The sequence below is a fragment of the Methylobacterium sp. P3_A11 genome (assembly GCF_056403155.1).
This window is the reverse complement of sequence record NZ_JBFUGA010000064.1, coordinates 1-24606: the sequence shown is the minus strand read 5'-3', so window position 1 is coordinate 24606 and position 24606 is coordinate 1. Positions and strand designations below refer to the sequence as shown.

Here is a 24606-nt window from a genome sequence, read left to right as displayed (position 1 = left end):
ATCCGTCAGGCGGCCGCCGGGCGGCTTCGCAGGAGACGGCCCACGAGGCGGAATGGCAGGAGCGGGAGCTTGATCAGCGCCGTGACCAGCAGGACCGCCACGACGGTGAGAAGCGCCAGAACAGAGTTCATCATGCGCGTCGGACTCCGATGACCGGCTCGCCTTTCGGGCCGGTGAGCCACGAGGCGCCCGGAACACGGCGAGACTATGGACAGGGGAACGCCATTCGGTCGCATGGGTCGGGCGAGACCGGACTCGGGTTCCGCTCGCATCCGGCCGGCCGCGGACATGGCTGCGCCTCGGCTTCGGCGACGGCCGGACCACTCGCGTGCCGCGCCCGTCGGATCCGGCAAGGCGGAGCGCGGGCACCTCTATCAAGGCGCGGGACCGCTGTAGTAACCTCCGCCTCGCGTGGCCGCCGGGCCGGTCTTCGGGCTCCATGCGCGCTGCGCGTCCGGGCTGGGGCTTCGTGAGTCGATCACCGCATGAGCGAGGCCTGCATCTTCTCGGGCGGCTGCAGCGAACTCGCCGACTTGGTCCGGACCTACGACTGGGGACAGACACCCCTCGGACCCCTGGCGGGTTGGCCGCCGAGCCTGATCTTCGCCGTCAGTACCCTGCTGCAATCACCCGTGCCGATCGTGCTGCTCTGGGGCGAGGACGGCATCATGATCTACAACGACGCCTATTCGGGCTTCGCGGGGGCGCGTCATCCCAGGCTCCTCGGCTCCAAGGTGCGCGAGGGCTGGCCCGAGGTCGCCGATTTCAATGACAACGTGATGCGCGTCGGCCTGGCGGGCGGCACACTCTCGTACAAGGACCAGGAACTCACCCTGCACCGTTACGGCCGTCCCGAGTCGGTCTGGATGAACCTCGATTATTCGCCGGTCTTCGACGAGGAAGGCCGGCCGGCCGGGGTCATCGCCATCGTGGTCGAGAGCACCGAGCGGGTGCTGGCGGAGCGCCGCCTGCGGGCCAGTGAGGAGCTGTTCCGCACCCTCGCCCAGGGGATCCCCCAGCTGGTCTGGCGCGCCGCGATCGACGGCGCCTGCATCTGGTCGAGCCCGCAATGGCACGCCTATACCGGGCAGACCGAGCGGACGAGTCGGGGCTGGGGCTGGCTGGACGCGGTCCATCCGGACGATTACGCGGTCGCCGAGGCCGCATGGCGTGCGGCGCCCACGCGCGGCCTCCTCTCCTTCGAGCACCGCCTCAGCAACGCCGCCGAGCAGCGCTTCTGCTGGTTCCAGACCCGGGCCGCACCGGTCCGCGACGCGCAGGGCCGCATCGTCGAGTGGCTCGGCACCTCCACCGACATCGACGATCTGCGCCAGCTCCAGGAGCGGCAGCAGGTCATGGTCGCGGAGCTGCAGCACCGGACGCGGAACCTGCTCGGCGTCGTGCGCGCCATCGCCAAGCAGACGATGGCCCAGACCGGCCCGGGCGAGACCTTCCGGGCGCGGTTCAACGATCGCCTGTCCGCCCTCTCGCGGGTCCAGGGACTCCTGTCGCGCTCGGACCAGGAGCCGATCACCCTCCGGACCGTAATCGAGACGGAACTCGCCGCCCTCGACGCACCGGCCATGCAGGCGCGCATCCGCCTCCACGGGCCGGTGGTGCGGCTGCGCAAGGCGACGGTGCAGACCTTCGCCCTGGCCCTCCACGAACTCGCCACCAACGCCTTGAAGTACGGGGCGCTCACCACCGCGCAGGGCCGCCTAAGCGTGACGTGGCGGACCTATGTGGCGAACGATGGCGGCAACCGGTTGCACGTCGAATGGGTGGAGGAGGGCCTCGTCCGCGGACCGGACCTGCCGGACGCGCCTCCCGGCAGTGGCTATGGGCGCGAGCTGATCGAGCGCGCCCTGCCCTACGCGCTCAAGGCGACGACCAGCTACGAACTGGGCGACACGGCGCTACATTGCTCGATCAACATCCCGCTCCCCGACGGAGAGGCCGCAGGCAGCCCCGCATGACTCCGCCCCTACCTGCACTGGCCGGCCGGCGCGTCCTGCTGGTCGAGGATGACTACTTCATCGCCATCGACCTCAAGTCCGGGTTCGAGGAGGGCGGCGCCCAGGTCCTCGGACCGGTGCCCAGCGTGGGCGAGGCGCTGGCGCTGATCGCCCGCACGGCCGAGATCGACGCGGCCGTCCTCGACATCAACCTGCAGGACGAACTGGTCTATCCCGTCGCCGACGCGCTGCAGGCGCGGGGCGTGCCGTTCCTGTTCGCCACCGGCTATGACCCGGTCGCGGTGCCATCGCTCCACGGTGCCGTGGCGCTCTGCCAGAAGCCGATCGACCCGCAGATCGTGGCGCGCACGCTGTTCGGCTGAGAGATCGGCGAGACGGCCCCCGACCGATCGAAGACGATGTTTCACGGGAAACATCGGCCGCCTGGATATCGGCGCCGCACCGCCGCCGACAGGCGCGAAATCATCGAACGACCTCCGTCATGACCATCGAAAGACTTGAACGGAAGGCATAAAATACAGATTGAACAGATCCTGCCGTGGCCATCACAGGCGGACCGCGCGCAACATTCCGGTATGGCGATTTCCACTTCCGGGATGCAGGGAACACTCCCGTGAGTTCGCGAGTCAGGCGTCTCCGATGCCGCACAGGCGGTGATCCGGTCCGGTTGTGCCTGCGCCAAATCGCACGCCGCCGCGACAAAGGGCGGTGTACAGCCACCTGTGTCGGCGGGGGAAAGAGGGACGGCCGGGGTGGACACGGCTAACGTGCGGGATGACCGGACCGCGTTGCCACGCGTCACCTTGGGCCGGCACCTCGTTCGTCATCGGTCGCGGCAACAGCGGGTGTCAGGCTCTCCTTATGTCTTCCGAGGATAGAAGCCCGGCTGCGGCACCCTCCGGCAGCGATGCTCCAGACGGCGAGGTCGCCTGCCTGCGGTTCGAACCGCCCAGCGATCCGGAGGCCCTCGGCCGGGCGTGGCAGGAGCATATCGCCCCCGTCTTCGCGGTGAGCTTCCGGCCCGAGACCGATCTCACCATCCCGATCGCGATGCGCAGCTATCACCTCGGCGATCTCATCGTCGGCGACGTGATGGCGCCGGCACACACCCTCGTGCGGTCGCAGGAGATGATCAGCCAGCAGGGCCTCGACCACATCCTGCTGCAGTTCTATCGCCGGGGTCAGAGCCTCGTGGAGACCGATCACGGCGGCCGCCCGGTGAGCGAGGTGCAGTGCATCGTCTTCGATCTCGCCCAGCCCGTGCGCATCGTCGCGGGCGCGGTCGATGCCACGAACGTCGTGATCCCGCGGGCGTTGCTCGAGAAGCAGGGCTGCCACCCGGACGCCCTGCACGGTCGCCCCCTCGACCATGACGGCGACCCGTTCGGGCGGCTGGTCCACAATTTCGTCGCCAACGTCGTCGCCTGCGGCGACCTCCTCGACCGGCGCGAGGCCCTTTCGGCCTCGGCGGCGATCACCCAGCTCTGCGCCAGTTGGCTGCGCGGTCAGGAGGAGGGACGCCCTTCTCAGCACCAAGACGTCCGGATCCGCATCCGCCGCCTCGTCGAGGCGGAACTCGGCAACCCGACGCTGACGCCCGCCCTGATCGCGGCGCGGCTCGGCCTGTCGCGCTCGACCCTGTATCGCCTGTTCGCCCCGACCGGCATCGTGGCGTATGTCCGCGACCGCCGCCTGATGGCGGCGATGCGGATGCTCGTGCGCAACGACGGTCTCAAGCCCCTGCGGGTCTCGCAGGTCGCCTTCACGGTCGGCTTCTCGGACGAGCGGACCTTCCGGCGGGCGTTCAAGCGCCGGTTCGGCTTCATTCCCAGCGACGCGCCCAACCGCCGGGACGCCAGCCCCGATTACGCGCCCGGCGCCGTCCTGCGCAACTGGATCGAAAGCCTCTGACGTGCCGCGTCCGTCCGCCGGTCGACGGCGCGCCGTCGGCCCCACGGTCGCCCTGACCGTCTGTCTGTGCCTCGCCGCGCAACCGGTCCGCGCCGAGACCCGGGAGATGGGTCCAGCGGCATCCGAGCGGGCGCCCCTCGCGCTCCGCACGAACGAGCCCGAGACGTGGCGGGTCGCGACGCATCCGGTCCCGCCCCTGGTCATGGACGAGGAGGGCCGGCTGCGGGGGTTCAGCATCGATCTCTGGAACGCCATCGCGCGGGAGCTCGGCGTCCGGACGGCGTACGTGCGCGTCGACGACCTGCCGGCGCTGTTCGCGGCGATCTCGGACCGGCGCGCGGACCTCGCCATCGCGGCGGTGTCGATCACCGCGGAGCGAGAACGGCTTTTCGACTTCTCCGTCACCATGCTGGAGACCGGCCTGCGCATCGCCGTCCCGGCGGCCCCGGACGCCACCGGCTCGGCCACGGCACGGGCGCTCCAGGCGCTCCTGCACGACGCCGCCTTCCTGCAGGTCCTCCTGGGGCTCGCCGGCCTCATCCTCGCGGTGGCGACGCTGGTCCGGTGGCTCGAACGGCGCCATCCCGGCGGCATGGCCGCACGGGCGCGACCCGCGCACGGTTTCGCGCACGTCCTCTGGTGGGCGCTGAGCAGCCTCGCCGCGCAGGCGGAGGAGATGCCGCGCAGCCCCCTCGCGCGGGCCATCACGGTGGTCTGGCTGTTCACCTGCATCGCCCTGGTCGCGTGGTTCACCGCGGGACTGACCAGCACGGCGACCGTGGAGCGCCTGCGCGGCGCGATCAACGGCCCGCAGGACCTGCCCGGCAGGCGGGTGGGCACGGTCGCCAACACCACGTCGGTCGCCTACCTGGCGGACCATTTCGCCACGCCGGTGGGCTTCGCGACCCTGGAGGAGGCCTGCGCGGCCCTGCAGGCCGGCACGGTCGCCGCACTGGTCTACGATGCCCCCGCGCTGAGCTACTACGCGACCCGGCCCGGCCACGAGGCCCTGCGCCTGATCGGGACGGCCTTCAACCGGCAATCCTACGGCATCCTGTTCGCGGCCGGCGATCCCCGGCGCAAGCGCGTCAACCAGGCCCTCCTGGGCCTGCGGGAGGATGGCCGCTACGACGAGATCTACGGCCGCTGGTTCGGCTCCGAGAGCGGCGAGGCTCAGGGCCGCTGAGGCGCGCCGGGGTGGCGGTAGGCCTCGGCCGGGTGGCGGGCGGGCAGCCGGTCCCCCTGGCCGAACAGCTTCGACCGGAGCGAGCCCTCGGCGTAGGCGGTCTTGTAGAGGCTGCGATCCTGCAGCTCCGGGATCACGAGGTCGATGAAGTCCGAAAAGCTCTCCGGCACGACGATCCTGCTGAGGCTGAACCCGTCGACCTCGCCCTGCGTGATCCAGGCCTGGAGCTCGTCGGCGATGGCGACGGCGTCGCCGGTGAGCACCGCGTAGCGGCCGCCGAGCTGCAGTTCCGCGAGGAGGTCGCGCTTCGTCAGCCCGCGCTTGGCCGCCGCCGCGGTGGCCGACTGGATGGCGTTGCCCGGCGCGTAGGGTATCGGCTCGTCGAGGCCGTAGCGGGCGAAGTCGATCCCCGTGGAGGCGGAGAAATGCGCGAGCCCCGCCTCCGGGCTCGCGTAGGAGAGGTACTCGTCCCGCTTCGCCTCGGCCTCCGCCCGGGTCCGTCCAGGGATGACCGCGAGGCCGACGAAGACCTTCACGTCGTCGGGATTCCGGCCGGCCGCCACCGCCTCGGCCCGGATGGCGCGGACGGAGTCGCGGGCGGTGGCCGGGTCGCGGGCCGAGATGAACACGCACTCGGCGTGGCGGCCCGCGAAGGCGCGACCCCGCCCCGAGGCGCCCGCCTGGTAGAGGACCGGCGTGCGCTGGGGCGACGGCTCCGACAGGTGATAGCCCTCGACGGTGAGGAACTCGCCCCGGTGGCTGACCGTGCGGATATGGGCGGGATCGCTGAACATCCGGGCCGCCCGGTCGCGGCGCACGGCCGCGTCGTCCCAGCTGCCCTCCGAGAGCCGGTAGAGGACCTCCAGGTACTCCACGGCATAGTCGTAGCGCCGATCATGAGCCGGCAACGTGCCGCCGCCCTGGGCGCGGTGGGCGCTGTCGAGATAGCCGGTGACGATGTTCCAGCCGATCCGGCCGCCGGTGAGGTGGTCGAGGGTCGAGAGGCGCCGGGCGAAGGTGTAGGGCGCCTCCTGGTGGACGTTGATCGTCACCCCGAAGCCGAGGTGTTCGGTCACAGCCGCCATGGCGGAGATCATCACGGTCGGATCGTTGACCGGGAGTTGCACGGCCTCCCGGGCGGTGACGTCGATGCCGCCGCCGAAGACGTCGTAGACGCCGATGATGTCGGCGATGAACAGGCCGTCGAACAGGCCGCGCTCCAGGAGCTTGGCCTGCTCGGTCCAGTAGGACAGCGTGTTGTAGTCGGCCGAGCGGTCGCGCGGGTGGGTCCAGAGGCCGTGGTTGATGTGGCCCACGCAGGTCATGTTGAAGGCGTTCAGCAGGATCTGCTTCGTCGCGGCGGCCATCAGAGCGCTCCGTGCCGGGGCGGATGCCGGCCGTCGAGTTGGTAGGCGCCGATCCAGTGGTACTTCCAGCGCACCGGATCGTGCAGGGTGTGGGTGCGGACGTTGCGCCAGTAGCGGTCCAGAGCCTCGGCCCGGTCGGTCGCGGAGGTGCCGCCGAGCTCGAGGAGCTTGCTCGACGCGAGCAGGCCGGCCCGGTGGCTCGCCGCCCGGGCCTCCGCCACCGCCACGGAGGCGGCCGCGACGCTGTCGGCATCGGGGGCGGCCTGCGCGGCGTCCACGAAACGGCCGGCCCGCTCGAGCAGGGCGTCGGCGGCCGCGAGGCGCACCTGCACTTCGCCCAGCGCGTGAAGGGTCAGGGGATCCTCGCCCGCCCGGGCGACGCCGGAATCGATCCACGGCCGGGCGCGATCCCGCACGACAGGCAACGTCGCCGCGAAGGCGCCCGCCCCGATGCCGAGATCGATCCCGGCGTGCAGGATCTGCGCGAAGGGACCGATGGCGGTGGGGCGCTCCAGCGAGGCCTGGAACGGCACCACCCAGTCGGGCTCCACGGCGACGCGCTCGAACAGGATCGAGCCCGAGCCGGTGACCCGCTGGCCGAACCCGTCCCAATCGTCCACCAGGGTGACGCCGGGCGCGTCCTGGGGGATGAAGACGAGGGAGGCCACCTCCCAACCATCCTCGTCGGCGTTGACCAGCGTCGGGATGCAGTGGGCGTAGAGCGAGCCGGTGCAGTAATATTTGCGGCCCTCGACGAACCAGCCGGCCGGATCGCGCACGAGCCGTGTGCGGCGGCTGTGGTCCCGCGCGCCGGTCTCGGCCAAGGCGTTGCCGAAGCGCTCGCCCGCCAGGACGCGGCCGTAGAGGACGCGCTTCTGGGCCTCGGTGCCGCCGTTGCGGAGCACCTCCAGGGCGTAGAAATGGTTCTGCGGGATCTGGCCCAGCGAGCCGTCCGCCGCGGCGATCCGGGCGATCACCTGGGCGACCGTGGCGCTGTCGAGGCCGGGGCCGCCGTATTCCTGCGGCACCGTGATCGCCCAGAGGCCGGATTCGGTGAAGCGCTCGATCTCGGCGACCGGCAGGCGCCGCGCGAGGTCGCGCGCGACGGCGGCCTCGGCGAAGTCCGCGGCCAGCCGGTCGGCGACGGCCAGCGCGGCGGCGTCCGGAAGAACCGACACCGGGCGCGGCGGCGCGGGCACCTCGGTGAAGGCGGTTTCGTGGGGCTGGAGCGGCATGGCCCGGTCCTCAGTTCCACTGGTGCCGGGCGGGCAGCACGCCGTTCAGGGCGTGGTTCCCGAGAAGATGGTACTTCCAGCGCACGGGGTCGTGCAGGGTGTGGACCCGGGCGTCGCGCCAGAACCGGCCGAGATTGTACCCCGCGCGGGTCGCCGAGGCGCCGGCGAGTTCGAGCAGCCGCTCGGAGGCGTCCAGGGCGGCCTCGGTGGTGAGGATCTTGGCCTGCGCCACCGCCACCGAGGCCTCGGCCGCGCTCTGGGCCGTGACGGGGGCCGCCGCGATCCGGTCCAGCACCCGGCCGGCCCGGTCCAGGACCGCCTCGGCGGCGTGCAGGTCGACCGTGAGCCGCCCGACCTCGCCGAGGATGTGGGGATCCTCCGCGACGGTCTCGGCGGTGAATGGGTAGGGCCGCGTGCGGGTGCGCAGGAAGTCGAGGGCGGCGGCGGTCGCGCCCCGGGCGAGGCCGGCGTCGATCGCCGCGTGGATCAGCTGCGAGGCCGGCCCGAACAGGCCCGGGCGCCCGGCCAGGGGCGCGAGGTCGATCGTCAGGTCCTCATCGACCGGGGCGTCCTCGAATATCACGCTGCCGCTCGCCGTGGTGCGCTGGCCGAAGCCCTGCCAGTCGTCCACGACCCGCACCCCCGGGGCGTCCCGGCGCACGAAGACCAGCAGCGGCCCTCCGTCGGGGCCGACCGCCCGGGTCGGGATCCAGTGGGCGAAGAGGGCGCCGGTGGAATAGAAGCGGGTGCCGCTGAGGCGCGGTCCGGCCGGCCCGGACGTCAGCCGCGTCTCCACATGGGTGATCGCCTTGCCGTTGCGGGCGGGGCCTGCATTGCCGATCCGATGGCCGGCGAGGACGTCGCGGTAGATCCGCGCCTGCTGGGCGGGGCTGGCCGCGACCGCGACCAGCGCCAGGACGCCGACCTGGTTCTGGGGGATCTGCGCCGCGGAGCCGTCGGCGGCGGCGAGGATCGCGAAGACCTCCGCGAGGGTCGCGTACGAGACCTCGGCGCCGCCATGGGCGCGCGGTACCGTGATGCCGCCGAGGCCGCTTTCCGTGAACGCCGCGATCTCGGCCCAGGGCAGGCGCCGGTCGCGGTCGCGCTCGGCCGCACCCGCCGCGAAGATCCGGGCCACGGTGCGGGCGGCCGTGATCGCCTCGGCGTCGGATCCGATCCGGTGCGGAGGCGACGGCGGCGGGGGCAGCGGGTCGCCGGCGGATTCGGCGACGGGGTCGTCCAGGTGCAGAGACATGCCGGGATCGCTCCGAAGGAATCCGTCAGCGCGCCCGGAGGCGCCGCACCGCGGTGTCGCCCGCGAACTGGACCAGGCAGACGAGGACGATCAGGATCGCGATCACCACCATCATCACGGTTGTGTCGAAGCGCTGGTAGCCGTACCGGATGGCGACGTCGCCAAGACCGCCCGCGCCCACCGCCCCGGCCATCGCGGAGGCGCCGATCATCGACACCACCGTGATGGTGAAGCCGGCTACGATGCCCGGCAGCGCCTCGGGCAGGAGCACGTGGGCCAGGATGTGCCGGCGTCGGCAGCCGATGGATTGGGCGGCCTCGATCAGGCCGGCATCCACCTCCCGCAGCGAGACCTCGGCGATCCGGGCGAAGAAGGGCGTGGCGCTCACCGAGAGAGGCACGACCGCCGCCCAGACACCGATGGTGGTGCCGGCCACCAGCCGGGTGAACGGGATCAGGGCCACCAGCAGCACGATGAACGGCACGGCCCGGAAGCCGTTGACCACGGCCCCGACCACCCGGTTGGCCGTCGGCGCCGGGAAGATGCCGCCGGGTCCGGACGTCACCAGGAACAGCGCCAGGGGAATGCCGGCGAGGACGGCGATCCCGGCCGAGACGCCGACCATGAGCGCGGTGTCGAGGAAGGCCTGTACGAGGCGGTCGATCATCTGCGGGGTCATGCGGGGCTCCGGGTCGGTGGGTTCGCGGGGGAACCGCCCGCGCGGCGGATCGTCTGCCGGGTTCCGCGGTGACGGCGTCCCCTCATCGCCTCACCCCGCCTCCGATTCCGCGCCGAGGTAGCCGAGCCTCTCGACGGCCCCGCCGAGTGCCCGCAGGCGCGCCTCCACGTCCGGATCCGCGCCCGGAACGGCGACCAGCATCCGGCCGACCGCGTGGCCCTGGATCCGCTCGATGCCGGCCTGGAGCAGACGCACCGGCGTGCCCGCCGCCGCCGCGAGGCCGGCGAGATCCGGCGCCCCCTGCCCAGCATAGGCGATGCGCAGGATGGCGGACCCGCCGGGCGTCGGCAGCGGCTGCAGCCGGGCCGACAGATCCGGCGGCAGGCCGCGGGTCAGGGGTTCGAGCAGCGCCCGGGTGGTCGGGTGCTCAGGCGCCCCGAAGACGCGCCAGACCGGCCCGGTCTCCACCACCCGGCCCCGTTCCAGCACCACCACGTCGCTGCAGATCTCGCGGATCACGCTCATCTCGTGGGTGATCAGGATGATCGTGATGCCGAGCCGCCGGTTGATGTCCCGCAGCAGGTCGAGGATCGCCAGCGTCGTTTCCGGGTCGAGGGCGGAGGTCGCCTCGTCGCAGAGCAGGATCTCCGGATCGCTCACGAGCGCCCGGGCGATGCCGACCCGCTGCTTCTGCCCGCCGGAGAGCCGCGACGGGTAGGTGGCGGCCTTGCCCTCCAGACCGACGAGGCGCAGCGCCTCCTCGACCCGGCGGCCGATCTCGGCCCTGGATACGCCGGCGACTTTCAGCGGCAGGGCCACGTTCTGCCGCACGGTCTTGGCCGCCAGCAGGTTGAAGTGCTGGAAGATCATGCCGATCCGCCGGCGCAGGGCGACGAGTCCGTCTGTGCCGAGGGCGTCGACGGGGGCGCCGTCGACCAGCACCCGGCCCGAGGTCGGTGTCTCCAGCCGGTTGACCGTGCGCAGGAGGCTCGACTTGCCCGCCCCCGAGCGGCCGATGATGCCGAAGATCGCTCCGGCCGGAATGGCGAGGTCGACCCGGTCGAGCGCCTGCACCGGTCCGGCGGCGGACAGGTAAGTCTTCGAGACGGACTCGAACCGCACCGTTCCGGCTTCCCGGCCGGGCGCGCCGGCCGGGGCTTGGTCAGTAGCCGGGGCTTGGGCGGTCGCCGCGGCGCCCGGATCCCGCCGTCCGGCCGTGACCGGCCTGCCCGGATCGCGCAGGCTGTCGAAGACGAGGCCGACCATCAGTTCTGCCACGCCAGGAGGTAGAGCTTGTCGCTGTTGGCGAAGGACTTGCGGATCTGCCGCTTCACGGCGTCCGAGTTCTGGAACAGCGTCACGAACTTGCGGATGGCCGGGTCGTCCCTGCGGGATGCCTTGGTGACGAAGCCGACGGCGAAGCGCCTGTCCTCGATGCCGGAATAGATCAGCCCGCTGGTCGGATCGAAGCTGCCCGCCGCCACGATGAAGTGCGGGTACCCCAGGGCGAGGTCGACGTCGCCGGTGATCCGTACGAGTTGTGGCCCTTCGACCTCGGTGAATCTCAGCGTCTTCGGGTTCTCGACGATGTCGTCGAGGGTCCCGAGGAAGCCGACGCCGTCCTTCAGCGTGATCAGGCCGGCCTTCCGGAGGAGCAGCAGACCGCGGCCCTGGTTGACCGGGTCGTTGGCGATCGCCACCGAGCCGCCCGCGGGGATCTCGGCGAAGCTCTTATGCTTCAGCGAGTACAGGCCGATATTGGACAGGATCCCCTGCCCGACGACCTCGAACGCGTAGCCCTTCTGCTTGGCCGCGTTCTCCATGAAAGGGCGGTGCTGGAAGAAGTTCACGTCGATGTCGCCGGCATCCAGCGCGACGTTCGGCGTCGTCCAGTCGCTGAACTCGACGACCTGGACGTCGAGCCCTTCCGCCTTGGCTTCCTGGGCCGCCACGGTGGCGGCATCGCCGTAGGCACCCGGAACGACGCCGATGCGGAGAGTCTCCGCCCGGGCCGGCCATGTGCCGAGGGCGAGCGCCGCGACGGCGAGGAGAGGCAGGAACTTCATCGGGCAGGACTCAGGCAGGAAGGACTCGGACGGGCAGGATTCGGATGGCAACGGGCAATCCCGGCTGCCGACCGCGATGTATTGATCCGCATCCGCACGGCACGCGGGATCTATACCTGGGATCGGCAGGGACCGTTTTGCCCGGATGATCGTCTTCGATCAGATTTAGATCGGATCGACCCACTCCGTAATTCCAAAGATTGTCCTTTCACGACATGAACGCTCTCCATCCAGCCGGGCAACGGAGACGCGAATGCTGCGCGCGGTGCGCGCGGCGCTTCCGGACCGGATCGGCTGCGCGGGGCGCCGCCGCCGTGGACGTGCGGTTCGAGGGCCACGACGTCCCGGACCGCGATCGGTCCGGCCCGGACCGCCGCGCGTGCCGAACCCGGCCCGACGCGTCTCGATGGCCGCGGGGAATCTCGGCCGCCCTGGGTCGATCTGTCGGCGGAGAAGACACCAAGTGTCTGCATTCACGACACTTCAGGCCCTTCGGCCGCGCCTCGGCCGGTGATCACGCAAATGTAGGGTCCCGCCGCCGCGTGCATGGTCCCGAGGCCGGAACTCGGCCGTCTCCGAAACGTCGGGCGGGTCGCGACCACCGTGGCCGATTCCCGGCCGGGGGGCGGACCGGTCTGTCCGGAGGGGGCACGATGGCGGCAGGGAACCGCAGATTGCGCGTGAGGCGTCCGGCCGCGTCCGGCACCGGCGGCGTGTGCGCGCCATGATCGGCGGGCACGGCGTGTTCGCGTTCGCGCATATCGGCGACCTCCATCTGGAGCGGGCCGCCGACCCCCATGCCGCCGACCTGCGGGCGATCCTCGCGGAGGTGGCGGGGCTGCACGGGAACGGCCTCCTCGACTTCGCCTATCTGCCCGGCGACCTCGCCGAGGACGGGCTGGCGGAGCAATATGCGATCCTGCGCGAGGCCCTGGACCGGCACCCGGACCTGCCGGTGCGCCTGATCGCCGGGGATCACGACCGCCAATACGGCACGATGACGGCGTTCGACGCCCTGTTCGCCGACATCGCCGCCAGCCCCCGCGGCGGCGGCCACGCGGCGCGCCGGCACGACCTGCCGCGCCCGCGCGACCCGGCCCCCGTGACGCAGACCTACTACGCCGAGACCATCGCGGGCGTGCGCTGCCTGTTCCTCGACATGATCAGCGCCGGCTACGGCGAGAAGGGGTTCGGCCTCGATTTCCGCCTCGGTCCGCGCCAGCTCGCGTGGCTCGCCGAGGAGCTGGCCCAAGCCGACGACCGGGAACTGCCCTGCGCGGTCTTCGCCCACACCTACCCGGACGACCTCCGCGTGCCCGACGAGCGCGAGGCGCTCTCCGGCCTGATCCGCCATCACGGCGTGCGCCTCGTGGAGATGGGCCACACCCACTACAACGAACTCGCGCCGGACGGCCGCACTCTCTACGCGGCGGCCCGCTCGGTCGGGCAGAACGAGGACGGCGCGGTCGGCTACGCGGTCGCGGCGATCGACGGACCCGCGACGAGCTGGCGCTTCAAGCCCCTCGACCGGGCACGGCCCTTCGTGATGGTCACGAGCCCCGCCGACCGGCGCCTCGCCACCGCCCCCCTCGACGCCCCCGACGGCACGATCACGGTGCGCGCCCTCGTGCTGTCGGACCGGCCGCAGGCCGACTGGCGCTGCCACCTGCGGGTCGATTGCGGGCCGTCCCACCCGATGGTGCCCGACGGCCCCCGCACGGTCCACGCCCGGATCCCGTGGCGGGAGGGCGCGCGCCGTCTCGCCGTGACGGTCACGGACGGCACCGGCAACGCCGACACCGAGGTGATCGAGCCGGTGGGCCTGAACTTCGCGCCACCGCCCGTCCACGACCGCCCCGGCAGCGACGCGCACCGGCTCTCCGCGTGGCCCGAGAAGGGCCTCCGGGGGGATCAGCTCGGCCCGAACCGCAACGGCCGGGACTGGTAGCCGGCCCCACCCGAACGCTGCACACCGCACCGCACGATCCACCCCACCAGAGGACCACCGGAACCGATGGGCGCGCTGACGCTGACTCCCAATCTCGCCACCTGGGCGATCGCCGCCCTCGCGACCCTCGGCGTCATCCTGCGGCCGTTCTCGTGGCCGGAGGCAATCTGGGCCGTGCTCGGCGCCGGCGCGCTCGTCGCCCTCGGGCTGCTCGCCCCCGCCACCGCCTGGGAGGGCGTGCTGAAGGGGACCGACGTCTACCTGTTCCTCGTCGGCATGATGCTGATGTCGGAAGTGGCGCGGAAGGAGGGCCTATTCGATTGGCTCGCCTCGATCGCGGTGCGGGCCGCCAAGGGCTCGGCGACACGGCTGTTCACCCTGGTCTACCTCGTCGGCACCGTGGTCACGGTGTTCCTGTCGAACGACGCCTGCGCGGTGGTGCTCACCCCGGCCGTCTACGCGGCCACCAAGGCCGCCAAGGTGAAGAACCCCCTCCCCTACCTGTTCATCTGCGCCTTCATCGCCAACGCGGCGAGCTTCGTGCTGCCGATCTCGAACCCGGCGAACCTCGTGGTCTTCGCCGCCCACATGCCGCCGCTGGTGCGCTGGCTCTGCCTGTTCGCCCTGCCCTCTCTGCTCGCCATCGCCACGACCTACGCGGTGCTGCGCGTGACCCAGGGCAAGACCCTGCGCGGGCAGGAGGTTGCCATCGATGTCGAGGCCGTGTCGCTCTCCCGCACCGGTCTCGTCGCGGGGATCGGCATCGTGGCCACCGGCGGCGTGCTGATCGGGGCCTCGGCGCTGGGGCTCGACCTCGGCCTGCCGACCTTCGTGGCGGGGCTCGCCACCACCGCCGTGGTGCTGCTGCTCAAGCGCGGCGGCCTCGTCGAGGTGGCCAAGGACGTATCGTGGAGCGTGCTGCCGCTGGTGGCCGGCCTGTTCGTGCTGGTGGAGGCCCTGGAGAAGACCGGGGTACTGGCGATGCTGGCGGACCTCCTCAAGGGCTACGCGCACGCCGCCCCGGAGGCCACCGCCTGGGGGGCGGGCGGCCTGATCGCGGTGCTGTGCAACCTCGTCAACAACCTGCCGGCCGGCCTGATCGCGGGCGCCGCCGTGCAGGCCGCCGACGTGCCCGAGAAGGTGGCGGGCGCGATCCTGATCGGCGTCGACCTCGGCCCGAACCTGTCGGTGACGGGCTCGCTGGCGACCATCCTCTGGCTCACCGCCATCCGCCGCGAGGGCCAGGATGTCGGCGCCTGGACCTTCCTCAAGCTCGGCCTGCTGGTGATGCCGCCGGCCCTGGTGCTGGCGCTCGCCGGCCTGCTCCTCGTCTGATCCGATCCCGGAAACCCAAGGTCCCCGCGCGTGACGGCTGCCCTCCTCTATCCCTTCATCCTGGTGGCGGGCGCGCTGCAGGCGATCGGCAACGCCATGAACGCGCAGCTGCGCGGCCGGCTCGTCAACCCGTGGCTCGCCGCGACGGTGTCGTTCCTGCCGATCGTCTTCGTGTTCACGACGCTGTTCTTCACGATGCCGACGCCGCTGCCGAGCCTCGACAGCTTGAGCAAGATGCCCTGGTACGCGCCGCTCGGGGGCCTGGCCGGCGCGGTGGCGGTGTTCGGCGGCCTCGCCTTCATCGACAAGGTCGGCGCCGGCCCGTTCAACGGCCTGACGCTCACCGCCAACATCCTCACCTCCCTGGCGATGGACGCCCTCGGCCTGTTCGGCCTGCAGGCCGCGGGCTTCAAGCCGATGCCCTGGCTCGGCGGCCTGCTGATGGCGGTCGGCGTGACCTTCATCGCGCGCTCCGGGGGCAAGAGCGACGGCGGGGAGGGCCACGGCATGTCCGGCAAGCTGCTCTACCCGTTCATCCTCGTGGCCGGCGCCCTGATGGCGATCGGCGTGGTCTGGAACGCCCAGCTGCGGGGCGCCCTGGAGAATCCCTGGCTCGCCGCGACGGTGTCGTTCGTGCCCGTCGTGTTCGTGTTCGCGCTGGTGTTCCTGCTGCGGCCGACGCCACTGCCGACCCGGGAGGATCTCGCGGGCGTCCGCTGGTGGATGCCGCTCGCCGGGATCACCGGGGCGGTGGCGGTGTTCGCCGGGCTGCTCTTCGTCGACAAGGTCGGGGCCGGGGCCTTCAACGGCCTGCTGATTACCGCCAACCTCCTGACCTCGGTGGCGCTGGACCATTTCGGCTGGTTTGGGATGAAGCGGGTCAAGGCCGGTGCGCCGCGCCTGATCGGCGCCGCCGTGATGGTGGCCGGCATCGTCCTGATCTCGCTGTTCTGAGGCGCAGGCACGATGGGGAGCCTGCCCGCCTGGTTGCTGCGCCGGGACCTGCTCCTCCTGGCGGGCGCCGTCCTCCTGGGCGCGGGCGGGATCGCGGCGTGGGTGCTGCTCCAGGCGACGATCCTGACCATCGCGGTCGCCCCCCGCGACGGCACCGAGCCCGGCCTGATCAAGGCCTACGCGGACGCGCTCGATGCGGCGCACGAGAACGTTCGGCTGAAGATCCTGGCCTTCGACGACGTGCGCGAGAGCGCCGCCGCCCTTCAGGACGGCCGGGCCGACCTCGCGGTGGTCCGTCCCGACGTGCTGCTGCCGACGAACGGGCTGACCCTGGCGATCCTGCGCGACCAGGCGATGATCATCGCCTCGCCGGACCAGGCCGGGATCACGAGCTTCCCGAAGCTCGCCGGCCGGCGGCTCGGCATCGCGGCGCATCGGGACGCCGACCTCTGGCTGCTGCGGAACATCCTCGGCTATTACGGCCTCACCCTGGAGGAGGCGGCCGGTCCCGCGCGGGATTCGACGGTCCTCCTGGTCCCGGTCGACCAGGAGGCGGTGGCCGGCGCCTTCCGCGAGAAGCGGATCGACGCCTTTGTCAGCATCATCGCCCCGTCCGCGCCGAAGGCGCTCGCCCTGGTGGCGGCCGTGCAGGGCGTCGCCCGCGGCGGCAAGGTGGCGTTCGTCGCCGTGGAGGACGACGGCGCCGTGATCGAGCGCTTCCCGCGGCTCCAGGCGGTGAGCGTCCCGGGCGGCCTGTTCGGCGGCCGCCCGAAGCTGCCGGCCGACGACGTGAAGACGGTGGGCGCCTCGTACCGGCTGATGGCCCGGGCTTCCCTGAGCCGGGTGGTCGCGGCCGACGTGACCCAGCAGCTGTTCGAGAAGCGCAGCGCCGCCGCGCAGGCCACCGACGCCGCCGAGTACGTCCAGGCCCCGGCCTACGACACGACCGTGGCGGCCACCAGCGCCCGCATCCCGATCCATCCCGGCGCGATCGACTATTACGAGCGCGACCAGCACGGCTTCATCGAGCGCTACGGCGACACCCTCTATCTCCTGGGCGCGCTGGCGGGCGGCCTCGTCTCGATGCTCGCCTGGATTCGGCAGCGCCTCGCCGGCCTGCGCCGGGAGCGCATCGACGAGATCATGGACCGTCTCCTGGAGATCGCCCGGCAGGCCCGGGCGCTGCGCGACCCGGCGGCGATCGAGGCGCTCACCGTCGAGGTCGACGCGCTGGCCATGGACGTGGTGCGCTACGCCCGGGAACGGGAGCCGGACCCGCGGACCATGTCGGCGGCCTCGGTCGCGATCGACACGGCCCGGGCGAGCATCGCGGATTGCCGGAGCCGGGCCGAAGAAGGCGGGGCGCGGACCGGGCGGTCGGTGCGGCTCCACGGCGCGGGCGGGGTCTGACATGGCGGTCTCGACCGTCCCGGCGCCGGACCGGGCCGATCCCGCGCCGGAGGGCGGCCCCGTCCGGGCGCGCGTCGCGGCGCGGGTGCAGCGATCGCTGCGCTCGCGCACCGTGACCTGGATGACGGTGGGGTTCGCCACGATCCTGGTGATGACCGCCATCGCCCTCGGCGCCTTCGTCTACCAGCAGCGCGGCACCGATGCCGTGCGCCACACCGTGGCGGTGGACGGGCGCCTCGCCCGGGTGCTGTCGGCCGTGCAGGACGCCGAGACCGGCCAGCGCGGCTACCTGCTCACCGGCGACGAGGCCTTCCTGCGGCCCTTCACGGAGGGCCGCGCGAATGTCGACCGCCAGCTCGACCGGCTGCGCGCGCTGGTGCGGGACGACGCCGCGCAGCGGGTGCAGCTCGACGCCCTCGCGGAGCTGATCCGCGAGAAGCTCGACGAACTCGGCGCCAGCGTCGCGCTGAGCCGCAGGGGCGACCTCACGGCCGCCCGCGACTCCGTGGCGGACGGGCGCGGCAAGCAGGTGATGGACGCGATCCGCGACCTCGTGCGGCGCATGGAGACGCACGAGGCGGACCGGATGGAGCGGCGGCAGACGGCGGTCTCGCGGATCGCCCTGGCGATCTGGATCATGATCGGCGCCCTCGCCGTCCTGTTCGTGCTGTTCTCTGCCTCGGCCCTGCGCGAGGCCACGCGGCGCAACCGCCTGTCGCGGTTCCTGCCGCAGGAGCTGGTCCTGCGGCTCGCCGACGACGACGGGAGCCTGAAGGCCGGCCGTCGGCAGCAGGCGGCCATCGTGTTCATCGACATGCGTGGCTCCACCACCCTGGCCGAGAGCCTGGATCCGCACCGGCTCTCCGAGTTCCTGTCGGCCTTCCGGCGGCGGGTGACCCGCCTCGCTCGGCTACGCGGTGGCGTGGTCGACAAGTTCATCGGCGACGGCGCCCTGGTGGTGTTTGGGCTGCCGGAACCCCGGCCCGACGACGCCGCTCGCGCCCTCGCCTTCGCCCGGGATCTCGTGGCCGTGATCGCCCGCTGGACCGACAGGGGCGCGTCGACGGAGCCCGTGCGCATCGGCGTCGGCGTCCATTACGGCGCGGTGTTCTGCGGCATCATCGGCGAGGCGGCGCGCTACGAGTTCACGGTCCTGGGCGATGCCGTCAACGTCGCGGCCCGCCTCGAGCAGGCCACCAAGGTCCACGGCGTCCCGATCCTGGCCTCGGAGGCGGCGCTGCGGGCCGCCGGGGCCGCCGCCGCGGCGTGGCGCGAGGTCAGCCGCGAGCCCCTGCGCGGCCGCCGGGAGCGCATGGCCTACCTCACGCCCGCCGAACCGGAGCCGCGCGCGGCGCCCCCTCCCCCGGAAGAAGATTCGCCACATCCGGGGGTCGGAACGGCCCTCTGAGAAGAACCCGTTCGTCGTGCGCGCGAATGAGAGAACAAGCGTCTCCCCGCGGGAGCAAATTCGAAAGACGCGTCCATTGCGGAGGGGCGGGCCGAGGGCGACATTCAGCGTCATGCGCAGCGCCCCCGAAAACCAATCGACGGCCTTCGATCCGTTCGGCGAGCCCGTCACCGAGGGCGTGGCGCGCGCCTGCCCGGACGCCGCCGGCGACCGCACGGCCCGGCGCGTCGGAGGCGCGGTGTTCTGGACCCTGGCCCTGGCGATCCTGGCCGGGCGGGTCTACGCCTACGATCTTCCGGTCGTGCAGGCCGTCGCCACCCACGCAGCGCAGGCGCTCGCCCTGCGCTGACGCAGCCCGCTCCCGCGACCGATCCGGCCTTCAGCACGCGTCCGCCAAGCAGTCCACGATCGCGCCGGCATCGGCCGGTTCGATGGGGGCGTCAGGGGCCTTGATGACCTTGGAGACCTCAGCCTTCAAGGAGGCCTTTCCGCGGGCGGGCGGCTGCGTGGCGATGTAATCCGCCGCGTGGCAAGTCTAGCCTTGGCCTGGGCCGCCTCGTAGCCCGCGGCGGGGTTGCCGCCGGTCCCGTCCCTGGGGGACCGAAGCTGTGCCGTCGGGTCCGGAGGCGCGCTTGGGTATGGCGCGCGCCCGCTCGCCGGTTCCGCGTGCGCGCCGGGCCTCTGGAGGTCATTGCCGTGGTGGTTGTCCATCCGGGCGGGCGGCGCGACGTCGGGTTGCAGCGGAGCCGGCCCCGGAGCCGGCGGAGGGTCGACCCCGGCAGAGGCCCCCGAGGACGAGATCCGCCCGGAACGGCTACTCGCGGGCTCGGGCCTTCAGGGCCTCGCGGAGCCGGCCCTCGATCAGCAGGGCCGAGCCGTAGTGGAACTCGATGTCGAAGGCGTGGCGCAGGTTCATCGCCAGCGACGCGCTCTGCATCGCGAGGAGACGGCCGTTCGCGTCGAACAGGCCCGAGCCCGACCCGCCGTAGCCGTCGTTGCAATCGTGGCGGGCACGGCGGGTCGCGCCTTCGCTCGGCAGATCGATCCGCCGTACGGTGCAGGATTCCCGGCTGCTCTGACCGCGGTAGTTCTCGTGGCTCGCCGGGGAAACCATCGTCACCGGGAGCGCCAAGTCGCCGGTCGGAAAATCGGGCGGGTCCGGGATCGGTTGGGGCCGCGCCCCGGCCGGCTCGGCGAGGCGCAGGAGCGCCCAGTCGTCGGTGATGTGCAGGCGCCTTGCCTCCGGCTCGACGCCGAGTTCCAGGACGTCCGGCACGAAGGCGTAGTTGCGGCCGGCGATCTGGAAGTGACAGTCTGCGACCGCGCGGGTGACCTCCAGCTGGCGCGTGCGGAAATTGTGCGCGTTCGTCAGCACCAGGGAAGGGCTCCCGATCAGCCAGGCGGCGGCAGCCTTCCGGGGGATCCCGTCCGGGCGGCGGCACCACAGGATCCCCGCGCCGGGAAAGCGCTCTAGGTCCGCCCCGGTCAGTTCGCGACGGCCGTCCTGCGGGTAGAGCGCCGCGAGGCGTCGTCCCCCGTCGGTCTCGGCCGCCGGGGCCGGCGTCACGAGGCAGGCGGCCAGCGCCAGAGAGCGGGCCGCACCGCCCATGACAAGACCCATCGTGTCCTCCCGCCGCGGATCGGCCGACGGTTCCGTGCCCGCGCGCCCGCCTATCGTTCCCGCCTGTCTGGGATGGACATCCGCCTTCGGTCAAGACTCGATTGATCTTACCAAATGTCCGACTTCCTATTGCCGGATCATCCCGAAAAGAAATGTTTCGTTTTGCAAAGACACGCATTACGAGCCGTGCGAATAATCAACTGGCGCAAAACGATAATAAGTCTTTCATAAGCTTAGTTAATACTGGAAACGATCCAGACATCGCGACGCTGAATGCGAATATTCCGTCGAAAGACGTGTCGCCATCGAATGAACACCACCATGACTGCGAGGCCAAACGGCGTGGCAGTCCGGCGAGGAGACGCAGGATGATCAGGCTCCGGAATTCCGTCTCGGCAATGGCGATCATGGCGCTCGCGCCGGTCGCCATGGCGGGCGTGGCGCAGGCCAACGACAAGCTCGTCGAGCAATCGAAGAGCGACGAGAACTGGTTGATGCCCGGTAAGAACTACGACTCGAACAACTACAGCGAGCTGACGCAGATCAACAAGAGCAACGTCAAGCAGCTCAAGCCGGCCTGGACGTTCTCCACCGGCCTGCTCAACGGCCACGAGGGCGCGCCGCTCGTCGTCGACGGCGTCATGTACATCCACACCTCGTTCCCCAACAACACCTTCGCTCTCGGCCTCGACGATCCGGGCAAGATCCTGTGGCAGGACAAGCCCAAGCAGAACCCGGCCGCGCGCTCGGTGGCCTGCTGCGATCTCGTCAACCGCGGCCTCGCCTACTGGCCCGGCGACGGCAAGACCCCGGCGCTGATCCTCAAGACCCAGCTCGACGGCAACGTCGCCGCCCTCAACGCACAGACCGGCGAGACGGTGTGGAAGGTCGAGAACTCCGACATCAAGGTCGGCTCGACCCTCACGATCGCCCCCTACGTGGTGAAGGACAAGGTGATCATCGGCTCCTCGGGCGCCGAGCTCGGCGTGCGCGGCTACCTGACCGCCTACGACGTCAAGACCGGCGCGCAGGTCTGGCGCGCCTACGCCACCGGCCCGGACGAGGACCTGCTGCTCGCCAAGGACTTCAACATCCACAACGCCCATTACGGCCAGAAGGGCCTCGGCACCGCGACCTGGGAGGGTGACGCCTGGAAGATCGGCGGCGGCACCAACTGGGGCTGGTACGCCTACGATCCGGGCACCAACCTGATCTACTTCGGCACCGGCAACCCGGCGCCGTGGAACGAGACCATGCGTCCCGGCGACAACAAGTGGACGATGACGATCTTCGGCCGCGACGCCGACACCGGCGAGGCGAAGTTCGGCTACCAGAAGACCCCGCACGACGAGTGGGACTATGCCGGCGTCAACGTRATGATGCTGTCCGACCAGAAGGACAAGGACGGGACGATGAGGAAGCTCCTCACCCACCCGGACCGCAACGGCATCGTCTACACCCTCGACCGGACGGACGGCACGCTGGTCTCGGCCAACAAGATCGACGACACCGTCAACGTGTTCAAGTCGGTGGATCTGAAGACCGGCACGCCGGTGCGCGATCCGGAATACGGCACCCGGATGGACCACCTGGCCAAGGACATCTGTCCCTCGGCGATGGGCTACCACAACCAGGGCCACGATTCCTACGACCCGAAGCGGCAAGCCTTCTACATGGGCATCAACCACATCTGCATGGATTGGGAGCCCTTCATGCTGCCCTACCGGGCGGGTCAGTTCTTCGTCGGTGCGACGCTGAACATGTATCCGGGCCCGAAGGGTGACCGTCAGAACTACGAGGGCCTCGGTCAGATCAAGAGCTACAACGCCATCACGGGCAAGTTCAACTGGGAGAAGATGGAGCGCTTCGCGGTCTGGGGCGGCACCACCGCCACCGCCGGCGACCTCGTCCTCTACGGGACGCTGGACGGCTTCATCAAGGCGCGCGACTCCGACAACGGCGACCTCCTCTGGAAGTTCAAGCTGCCGTCGGGCGCCATCGGCTACCCGATCACCTACACCCACAAGGGCACGCAGTACGTCGCCATCTACTACGGCGTCGGCGGCTGGCCGGGCGTGGGCCTGGTGTTCGACCTCGCCGACCCGACCGCCGGTCTCGGTGCGGTGGGCGCCTTCAAGAAGCTCGCCAACTACACCCAGATGGGCGGTGGCGTGATGGTGTTCTCGCTGGACGGCAAGGGTCCCTACGACGACCCGAACGTCGGCGAGTACGCGCAGCACGCGGCCAAGTGAGGCCTGCGCGGTAGGCTTCCCAGCGAGGCCCGCCGCCTCCTGCCGACCTCCTGCCGGCCTACCGGCCGGCGGGAGGTCGGGACGGATCCGGACGGGCGGTGCACCGCGATGCCCGCCAACCCGGCCCCGTCTCTCGGCCGCGTCCCTCTAGGACACGCCACAAGAAACGCTGCGACAACAGGGATCAACGTCCATGCCGCGCCCGTGCGCCCGCATCCTGGCGGCCCGCTTCGCCGCCGTCCTGACGCTCGCCGCCCTGGCCGCCGGGCCAGCGACGGCGCAGGAATCCGAGGCCCAGGCCATCCAGTCGGAGCCCGGCAAGGCCCCGGCCGCGCCGCCGGCCGACCCGGCGACCCTGCGGATCTGCGCCTCCGAGAAGCAGCCGCCGCTCTCGATGAGGGACGGCTCGGGGCTCGAGAACCGCGTCGCGGTCGCCGTCGCCGAGGCGATGGGGAAGAAGCCCGTCTTCGTCTGGCTCCCGAAGCCCGCGATCTACCTCGTCCGCGACGGCCTGGAGAAGCGGACCTGCGACGTGGTCGTCGGCCTCGACAGCGACGATCCGCGGGTGCTGACCACCCGGCCGTACTACCGGAGCGGCTACGTCTTCATCACGCGCGCCGACAAGGATCTCGACGTGAAGTCCTGGTCCGACCCGCGGCTCAAGACCCTCGACCACATGGTGGTGCCGTTCGGATCCCCCGGCGAGGCGATGCTCAAGGATATCGGCCGCTACGAGGAGGACATGGCCTACCTCTACTCGCTGGTGAACTTCCGCTCGCCGCGCAACCAGTACACCCAGATCGACCCGGGCCGCATCGTCAGCGAGGTCGCCAACGACAAGGCCGATGTCGGCGTCGCCTTCGGTCCGGACGTGGCCCGCTACGTCAAGGAGTCCCCGACGCCCCTGCGCATGACGCTGGTCCCGGCCGACACGGTCGGCAGCGACGGCCGCAAGGTCCCGCAGGTCTTCGACCAGTCGATGGGCGTGCGCAAGGACGACGAGGCCCTCCGCAAGGCCCTCGACGCCGGGATCGAGAAGGCCCGGCCGGCGATCGCCGCGATCCTCAAGCAGGACGGTGTGCCGGTCGTCGCTTCGAACTGAGGCCGCCCCGCCGAGACCGGCCCGGCGCGCCCGGGCCATCGATCAGGACATCAGGACCCGCTCAACAGATGCTCATCGTACGTTCGGCCCGCGTCGCCCTYCTCACCCTCGCCGCGGCGATGCCCGTCGCGGCCCACGCCCAGCCCCAGTCCGGCCCGCAGACCGGCATCGTCTTCCGCAACACCATCACCGGCGAGGCGATGGACACGGCCGAGGGCAAGCCGGGCGGGCGGGACTCGCAGGCGGTCAAGACCTTCTTCCAGAGCGGCAAGAATCTCTACATCGACGACAAGTCCTGCCTGCGCAACGGCGAGAGCCTGTTCCTGACCTCGTGCTCCGGCTGCCACGGCCATCTCGGCGAGGGCAAGGTCGGGCCAGGCCTCAACGACGATTACTGGACCTACCCGGCGAACACGACCGATGTCGGCCTGTTCGCGACCCTCTGGGGCGGCGCCAACGGCATGATGGGACCGCACAACGAGGATCTCAATCCCGACGAGATGCTGCAGGTCATCGCCTGGATCCGTCATCTCTACACGGGTCCGGTGAAGGATGCCGAGTGGCTCACCGACGCGCAGAAGAAGACCTACACGCCCTTCAAGGAGGGCGAGACCTTTGCCAAGGACGTGCCCGGCCAGTGCGAGCCGCTGGACTAGGGCCTGTCGTCGCCTGAACGGACTGGCGGGGCTTGCGTTTTCGTCTCTCCAAGGCAGGAGGGATGATGCTGAGCGACGCGCAATGGTCTGAGCTGGAGCCGCTGGTCGAGGCGTGCCGTCCGAAGGCCAAGACGCCACCGCAGGACCTGCAACGCACACTCTCGGCCATTCTCTGGCGGCATCAGAACGGGGCGAAATGGCGGGCCATTCCGGAGGATCTTGGTCCTTGGTGGCGGGCCGCACAG

Annotated in this window: 22 protein-coding genes; 14 read left to right on the top strand and 8 right to left on the bottom strand. The window is 71.1% G+C overall.

Features of this window, described 5'->3' with window-relative positions; all coding sequences use genetic code 11:
* Nucleotides 1–5 precede the first annotated feature (5 nt).
* Nucleotides 6–134: a hypothetical protein gene (locus tag AC1DXK_RS19570; RefSeq protein WP_280141091.1), complete on the bottom strand. Its 129-nt coding sequence runs from the start codon at nucleotides 132–134 to the stop codon at nucleotides 6–8.
* Between the two features lie 351 nt (nucleotides 135–485).
* On the opposite strand from AC1DXK_RS19570, the gene AC1DXK_RS19565 reads away from it, so the two are divergent.
* The 4 genes from AC1DXK_RS19565 (at nucleotide 486) to AC1DXK_RS19550 (ending at nucleotide 5073) form a co-directional block, all read left to right on the top strand.
* The gene (locus tag AC1DXK_RS19565) at nucleotides 486–1976 is read left to right on the top strand and encodes a sensor histidine kinase (protein WP_457108245.1); all 1491 of its coding nucleotides are present in this window, start codon (nucleotides 486–488) and stop codon (nucleotides 1974–1976) included.
* A complete protein-coding gene (locus tag AC1DXK_RS19560) occupies nucleotides 1973–2338 on the top strand; it encodes a response regulator (protein WP_457108244.1) in 366 nt (121 codons plus the stop codon). Before AC1DXK_RS19565 ends, AC1DXK_RS19560 begins: the two co-directional genes overlap by 4 nt.
* Nucleotides 2339–2837: 499 nt before the next feature.
* Nucleotides 2838–3887: a helix-turn-helix domain-containing protein gene (locus AC1DXK_RS19555; RefSeq protein WP_457108243.1), complete on the top strand. Its 1050-nt coding sequence runs from the start codon at nucleotides 2838–2840 to the stop codon at nucleotides 3885–3887.
* Between the two features lies 1 nt (nucleotide 3888).
* Nucleotides 3889–5073 (top strand): transporter substrate-binding domain-containing protein, encoded by a 1185-nt coding sequence (locus AC1DXK_RS19550; RefSeq protein ID WP_457108242.1) that lies wholly within the window; start codon nucleotides 3889–3891, stop codon nucleotides 5071–5073.
* Here the strand turns inward: AC1DXK_RS19550 and AC1DXK_RS19545 are convergent.
* The 6 genes from AC1DXK_RS19545 to AC1DXK_RS19520 form a co-directional block, all read right to left on the bottom strand.
* Nucleotides 5061–6440, bottom strand: a complete 1380-nt coding sequence (locus AC1DXK_RS19545; protein WP_477298730.1) for an LLM class flavin-dependent oxidoreductase — start codon at nucleotides 6438–6440, stop codon at nucleotides 5061–5063. The genes AC1DXK_RS19550 and AC1DXK_RS19545 overlap by 13 nt on opposite strands.
* Nucleotides 6440–7675, bottom strand: a complete 1236-nt coding sequence (locus tag AC1DXK_RS19540) for an SfnB family sulfur acquisition oxidoreductase (protein WP_457108240.1) — start codon at nucleotides 7673–7675, stop codon at nucleotides 6440–6442. Before AC1DXK_RS19540 ends, AC1DXK_RS19545 begins: the two co-directional genes overlap by 1 nt.
* Before the next feature lie 10 nt (nucleotides 7676–7685).
* Nucleotides 7686–8930, bottom strand: coding sequence for an SfnB family sulfur acquisition oxidoreductase (locus tag AC1DXK_RS19535; RefSeq protein ID WP_457108239.1), 1245 nt, complete (start codon nucleotides 8928–8930; stop codon nucleotides 7686–7688).
* A gap of 25 nt (nucleotides 8931–8955) precedes the next feature.
* Nucleotides 8956–9609: a methionine ABC transporter permease gene (locus AC1DXK_RS19530; RefSeq protein ID WP_457108238.1), complete on the bottom strand. Its 654-nt coding sequence runs from the start codon at nucleotides 9607–9609 to the stop codon at nucleotides 8956–8958.
* Nucleotides 9610–9699: 90 nt separating this feature from the next.
* Nucleotides 9700–10875, bottom strand: coding sequence for a methionine ABC transporter ATP-binding protein (locus tag AC1DXK_RS19525; protein ID WP_457108237.1), 1176 nt, complete (start codon nucleotides 10873–10875; stop codon nucleotides 9700–9702).
* Complete coding sequence (locus AC1DXK_RS19520) at nucleotides 10875–11675, bottom strand: MetQ/NlpA family ABC transporter substrate-binding protein (RefSeq protein WP_457108236.1); 801 nt, start codon at nucleotides 11673–11675, stop codon at nucleotides 10875–10877. Before AC1DXK_RS19520 ends, AC1DXK_RS19525 begins: the two co-directional genes overlap by 1 nt.
* A gap of 724 nt (nucleotides 11676–12399) precedes the next feature.
* On the opposite strand from AC1DXK_RS19520, the gene AC1DXK_RS19515 reads away from it, so the two are divergent.
* The 6 genes from AC1DXK_RS19515 to AC1DXK_RS19490 all read left to right on the top strand — a co-directional run bounded on the left by AC1DXK_RS19515 (nucleotide 12400) and on the right by AC1DXK_RS19490 (nucleotide 19079).
* Nucleotides 12400–13623 (top strand): metallophosphoesterase family protein, encoded by a 1224-nt coding sequence (locus AC1DXK_RS19515; RefSeq protein ID WP_457108235.1) that lies wholly within the window; start codon nucleotides 12400–12402, stop codon nucleotides 13621–13623.
* Between the two features lie 66 nt (nucleotides 13624–13689).
* Nucleotides 13690–14958, top strand: a complete 1269-nt coding sequence (locus AC1DXK_RS19510) for an arsenic transporter (protein WP_457108234.1) — start codon at nucleotides 13690–13692, stop codon at nucleotides 14956–14958.
* 30 nt (nucleotides 14959–14988) lie between these two features.
* Nucleotides 14989–15912 (top strand): DMT family transporter, encoded by a 924-nt coding sequence (locus AC1DXK_RS19505; RefSeq protein ID WP_457108233.1) that lies wholly within the window; start codon nucleotides 14989–14991, stop codon nucleotides 15910–15912.
* Nucleotides 15913–15924: 12 nt separating this feature from the next.
* Nucleotides 15925–17322 carry a TAXI family TRAP transporter solute-binding subunit gene (locus tag AC1DXK_RS19500; RefSeq protein WP_457108232.1) on the top strand — a complete coding sequence of 466 codons (1398 nt, stop codon included), beginning with the start codon at nucleotides 15925–15927 and terminating at the stop codon, nucleotides 17320–17322.
* A 1-nt stretch (nucleotide 17323) separates the two neighbouring features.
* Nucleotides 17324–18730, top strand: a complete 1407-nt coding sequence (locus AC1DXK_RS19495) for a CHASE3 domain-containing protein (RefSeq protein ID WP_457108231.1) — start codon at nucleotides 17324–17326, stop codon at nucleotides 18728–18730.
* 112 nt (nucleotides 18731–18842) lie between these two features.
* Nucleotides 18843–19079, top strand: a complete 237-nt coding sequence (locus AC1DXK_RS19490; protein ID WP_457108230.1) for a hypothetical protein — start codon at nucleotides 18843–18845, stop codon at nucleotides 19077–19079.
* A gap of 465 nt (nucleotides 19080–19544) precedes the next feature.
* Here AC1DXK_RS19490 and AC1DXK_RS19485 read toward each other — a convergent pair whose 3' ends face one another.
* Nucleotides 19545–20351 (bottom strand): trypsin-like serine peptidase, encoded by an 807-nt coding sequence (locus AC1DXK_RS19485; RefSeq protein ID WP_457108229.1) that lies wholly within the window; start codon nucleotides 20349–20351, stop codon nucleotides 19545–19547.
* A gap of 368 nt (nucleotides 20352–20719) precedes the next feature.
* On the opposite strand from AC1DXK_RS19485, the gene AC1DXK_RS19480 reads away from it, so the two are divergent.
* From AC1DXK_RS19480 to AC1DXK_RS19465, 4 genes are all read left to right on the top strand, one after another.
* Entirely contained in the window at nucleotides 20720–22603 is a 1884-nt protein-coding gene (locus AC1DXK_RS19480; protein ID WP_477298723.1) for a methanol/ethanol family PQQ-dependent dehydrogenase, read from the top strand.
* Between the two features lie 193 nt (nucleotides 22604–22796).
* On the top strand, nucleotides 22797–23705 hold the full coding sequence (gene moxJ, locus AC1DXK_RS19475; protein WP_457108227.1) for a methanol oxidation system protein MoxJ: 909 nt from the start codon (nucleotides 22797–22799) through the stop codon (nucleotides 23703–23705).
* Nucleotides 23706–23773: 68 nt separating this feature from the next.
* A complete protein-coding gene (gene moxG / locus AC1DXK_RS19470; protein ID WP_457108226.1) occupies nucleotides 23774–24361 on the top strand; it encodes a cytochrome c(L), periplasmic in 588 nt (195 codons plus the stop codon).
* A gap of 65 nt (nucleotides 24362–24426) precedes the next feature.
* The coding region (locus tag AC1DXK_RS19465; RefSeq protein WP_456684703.1) for a transposase at nucleotides 24427–24606 on the top strand (180 nt) is incomplete at its 3' end.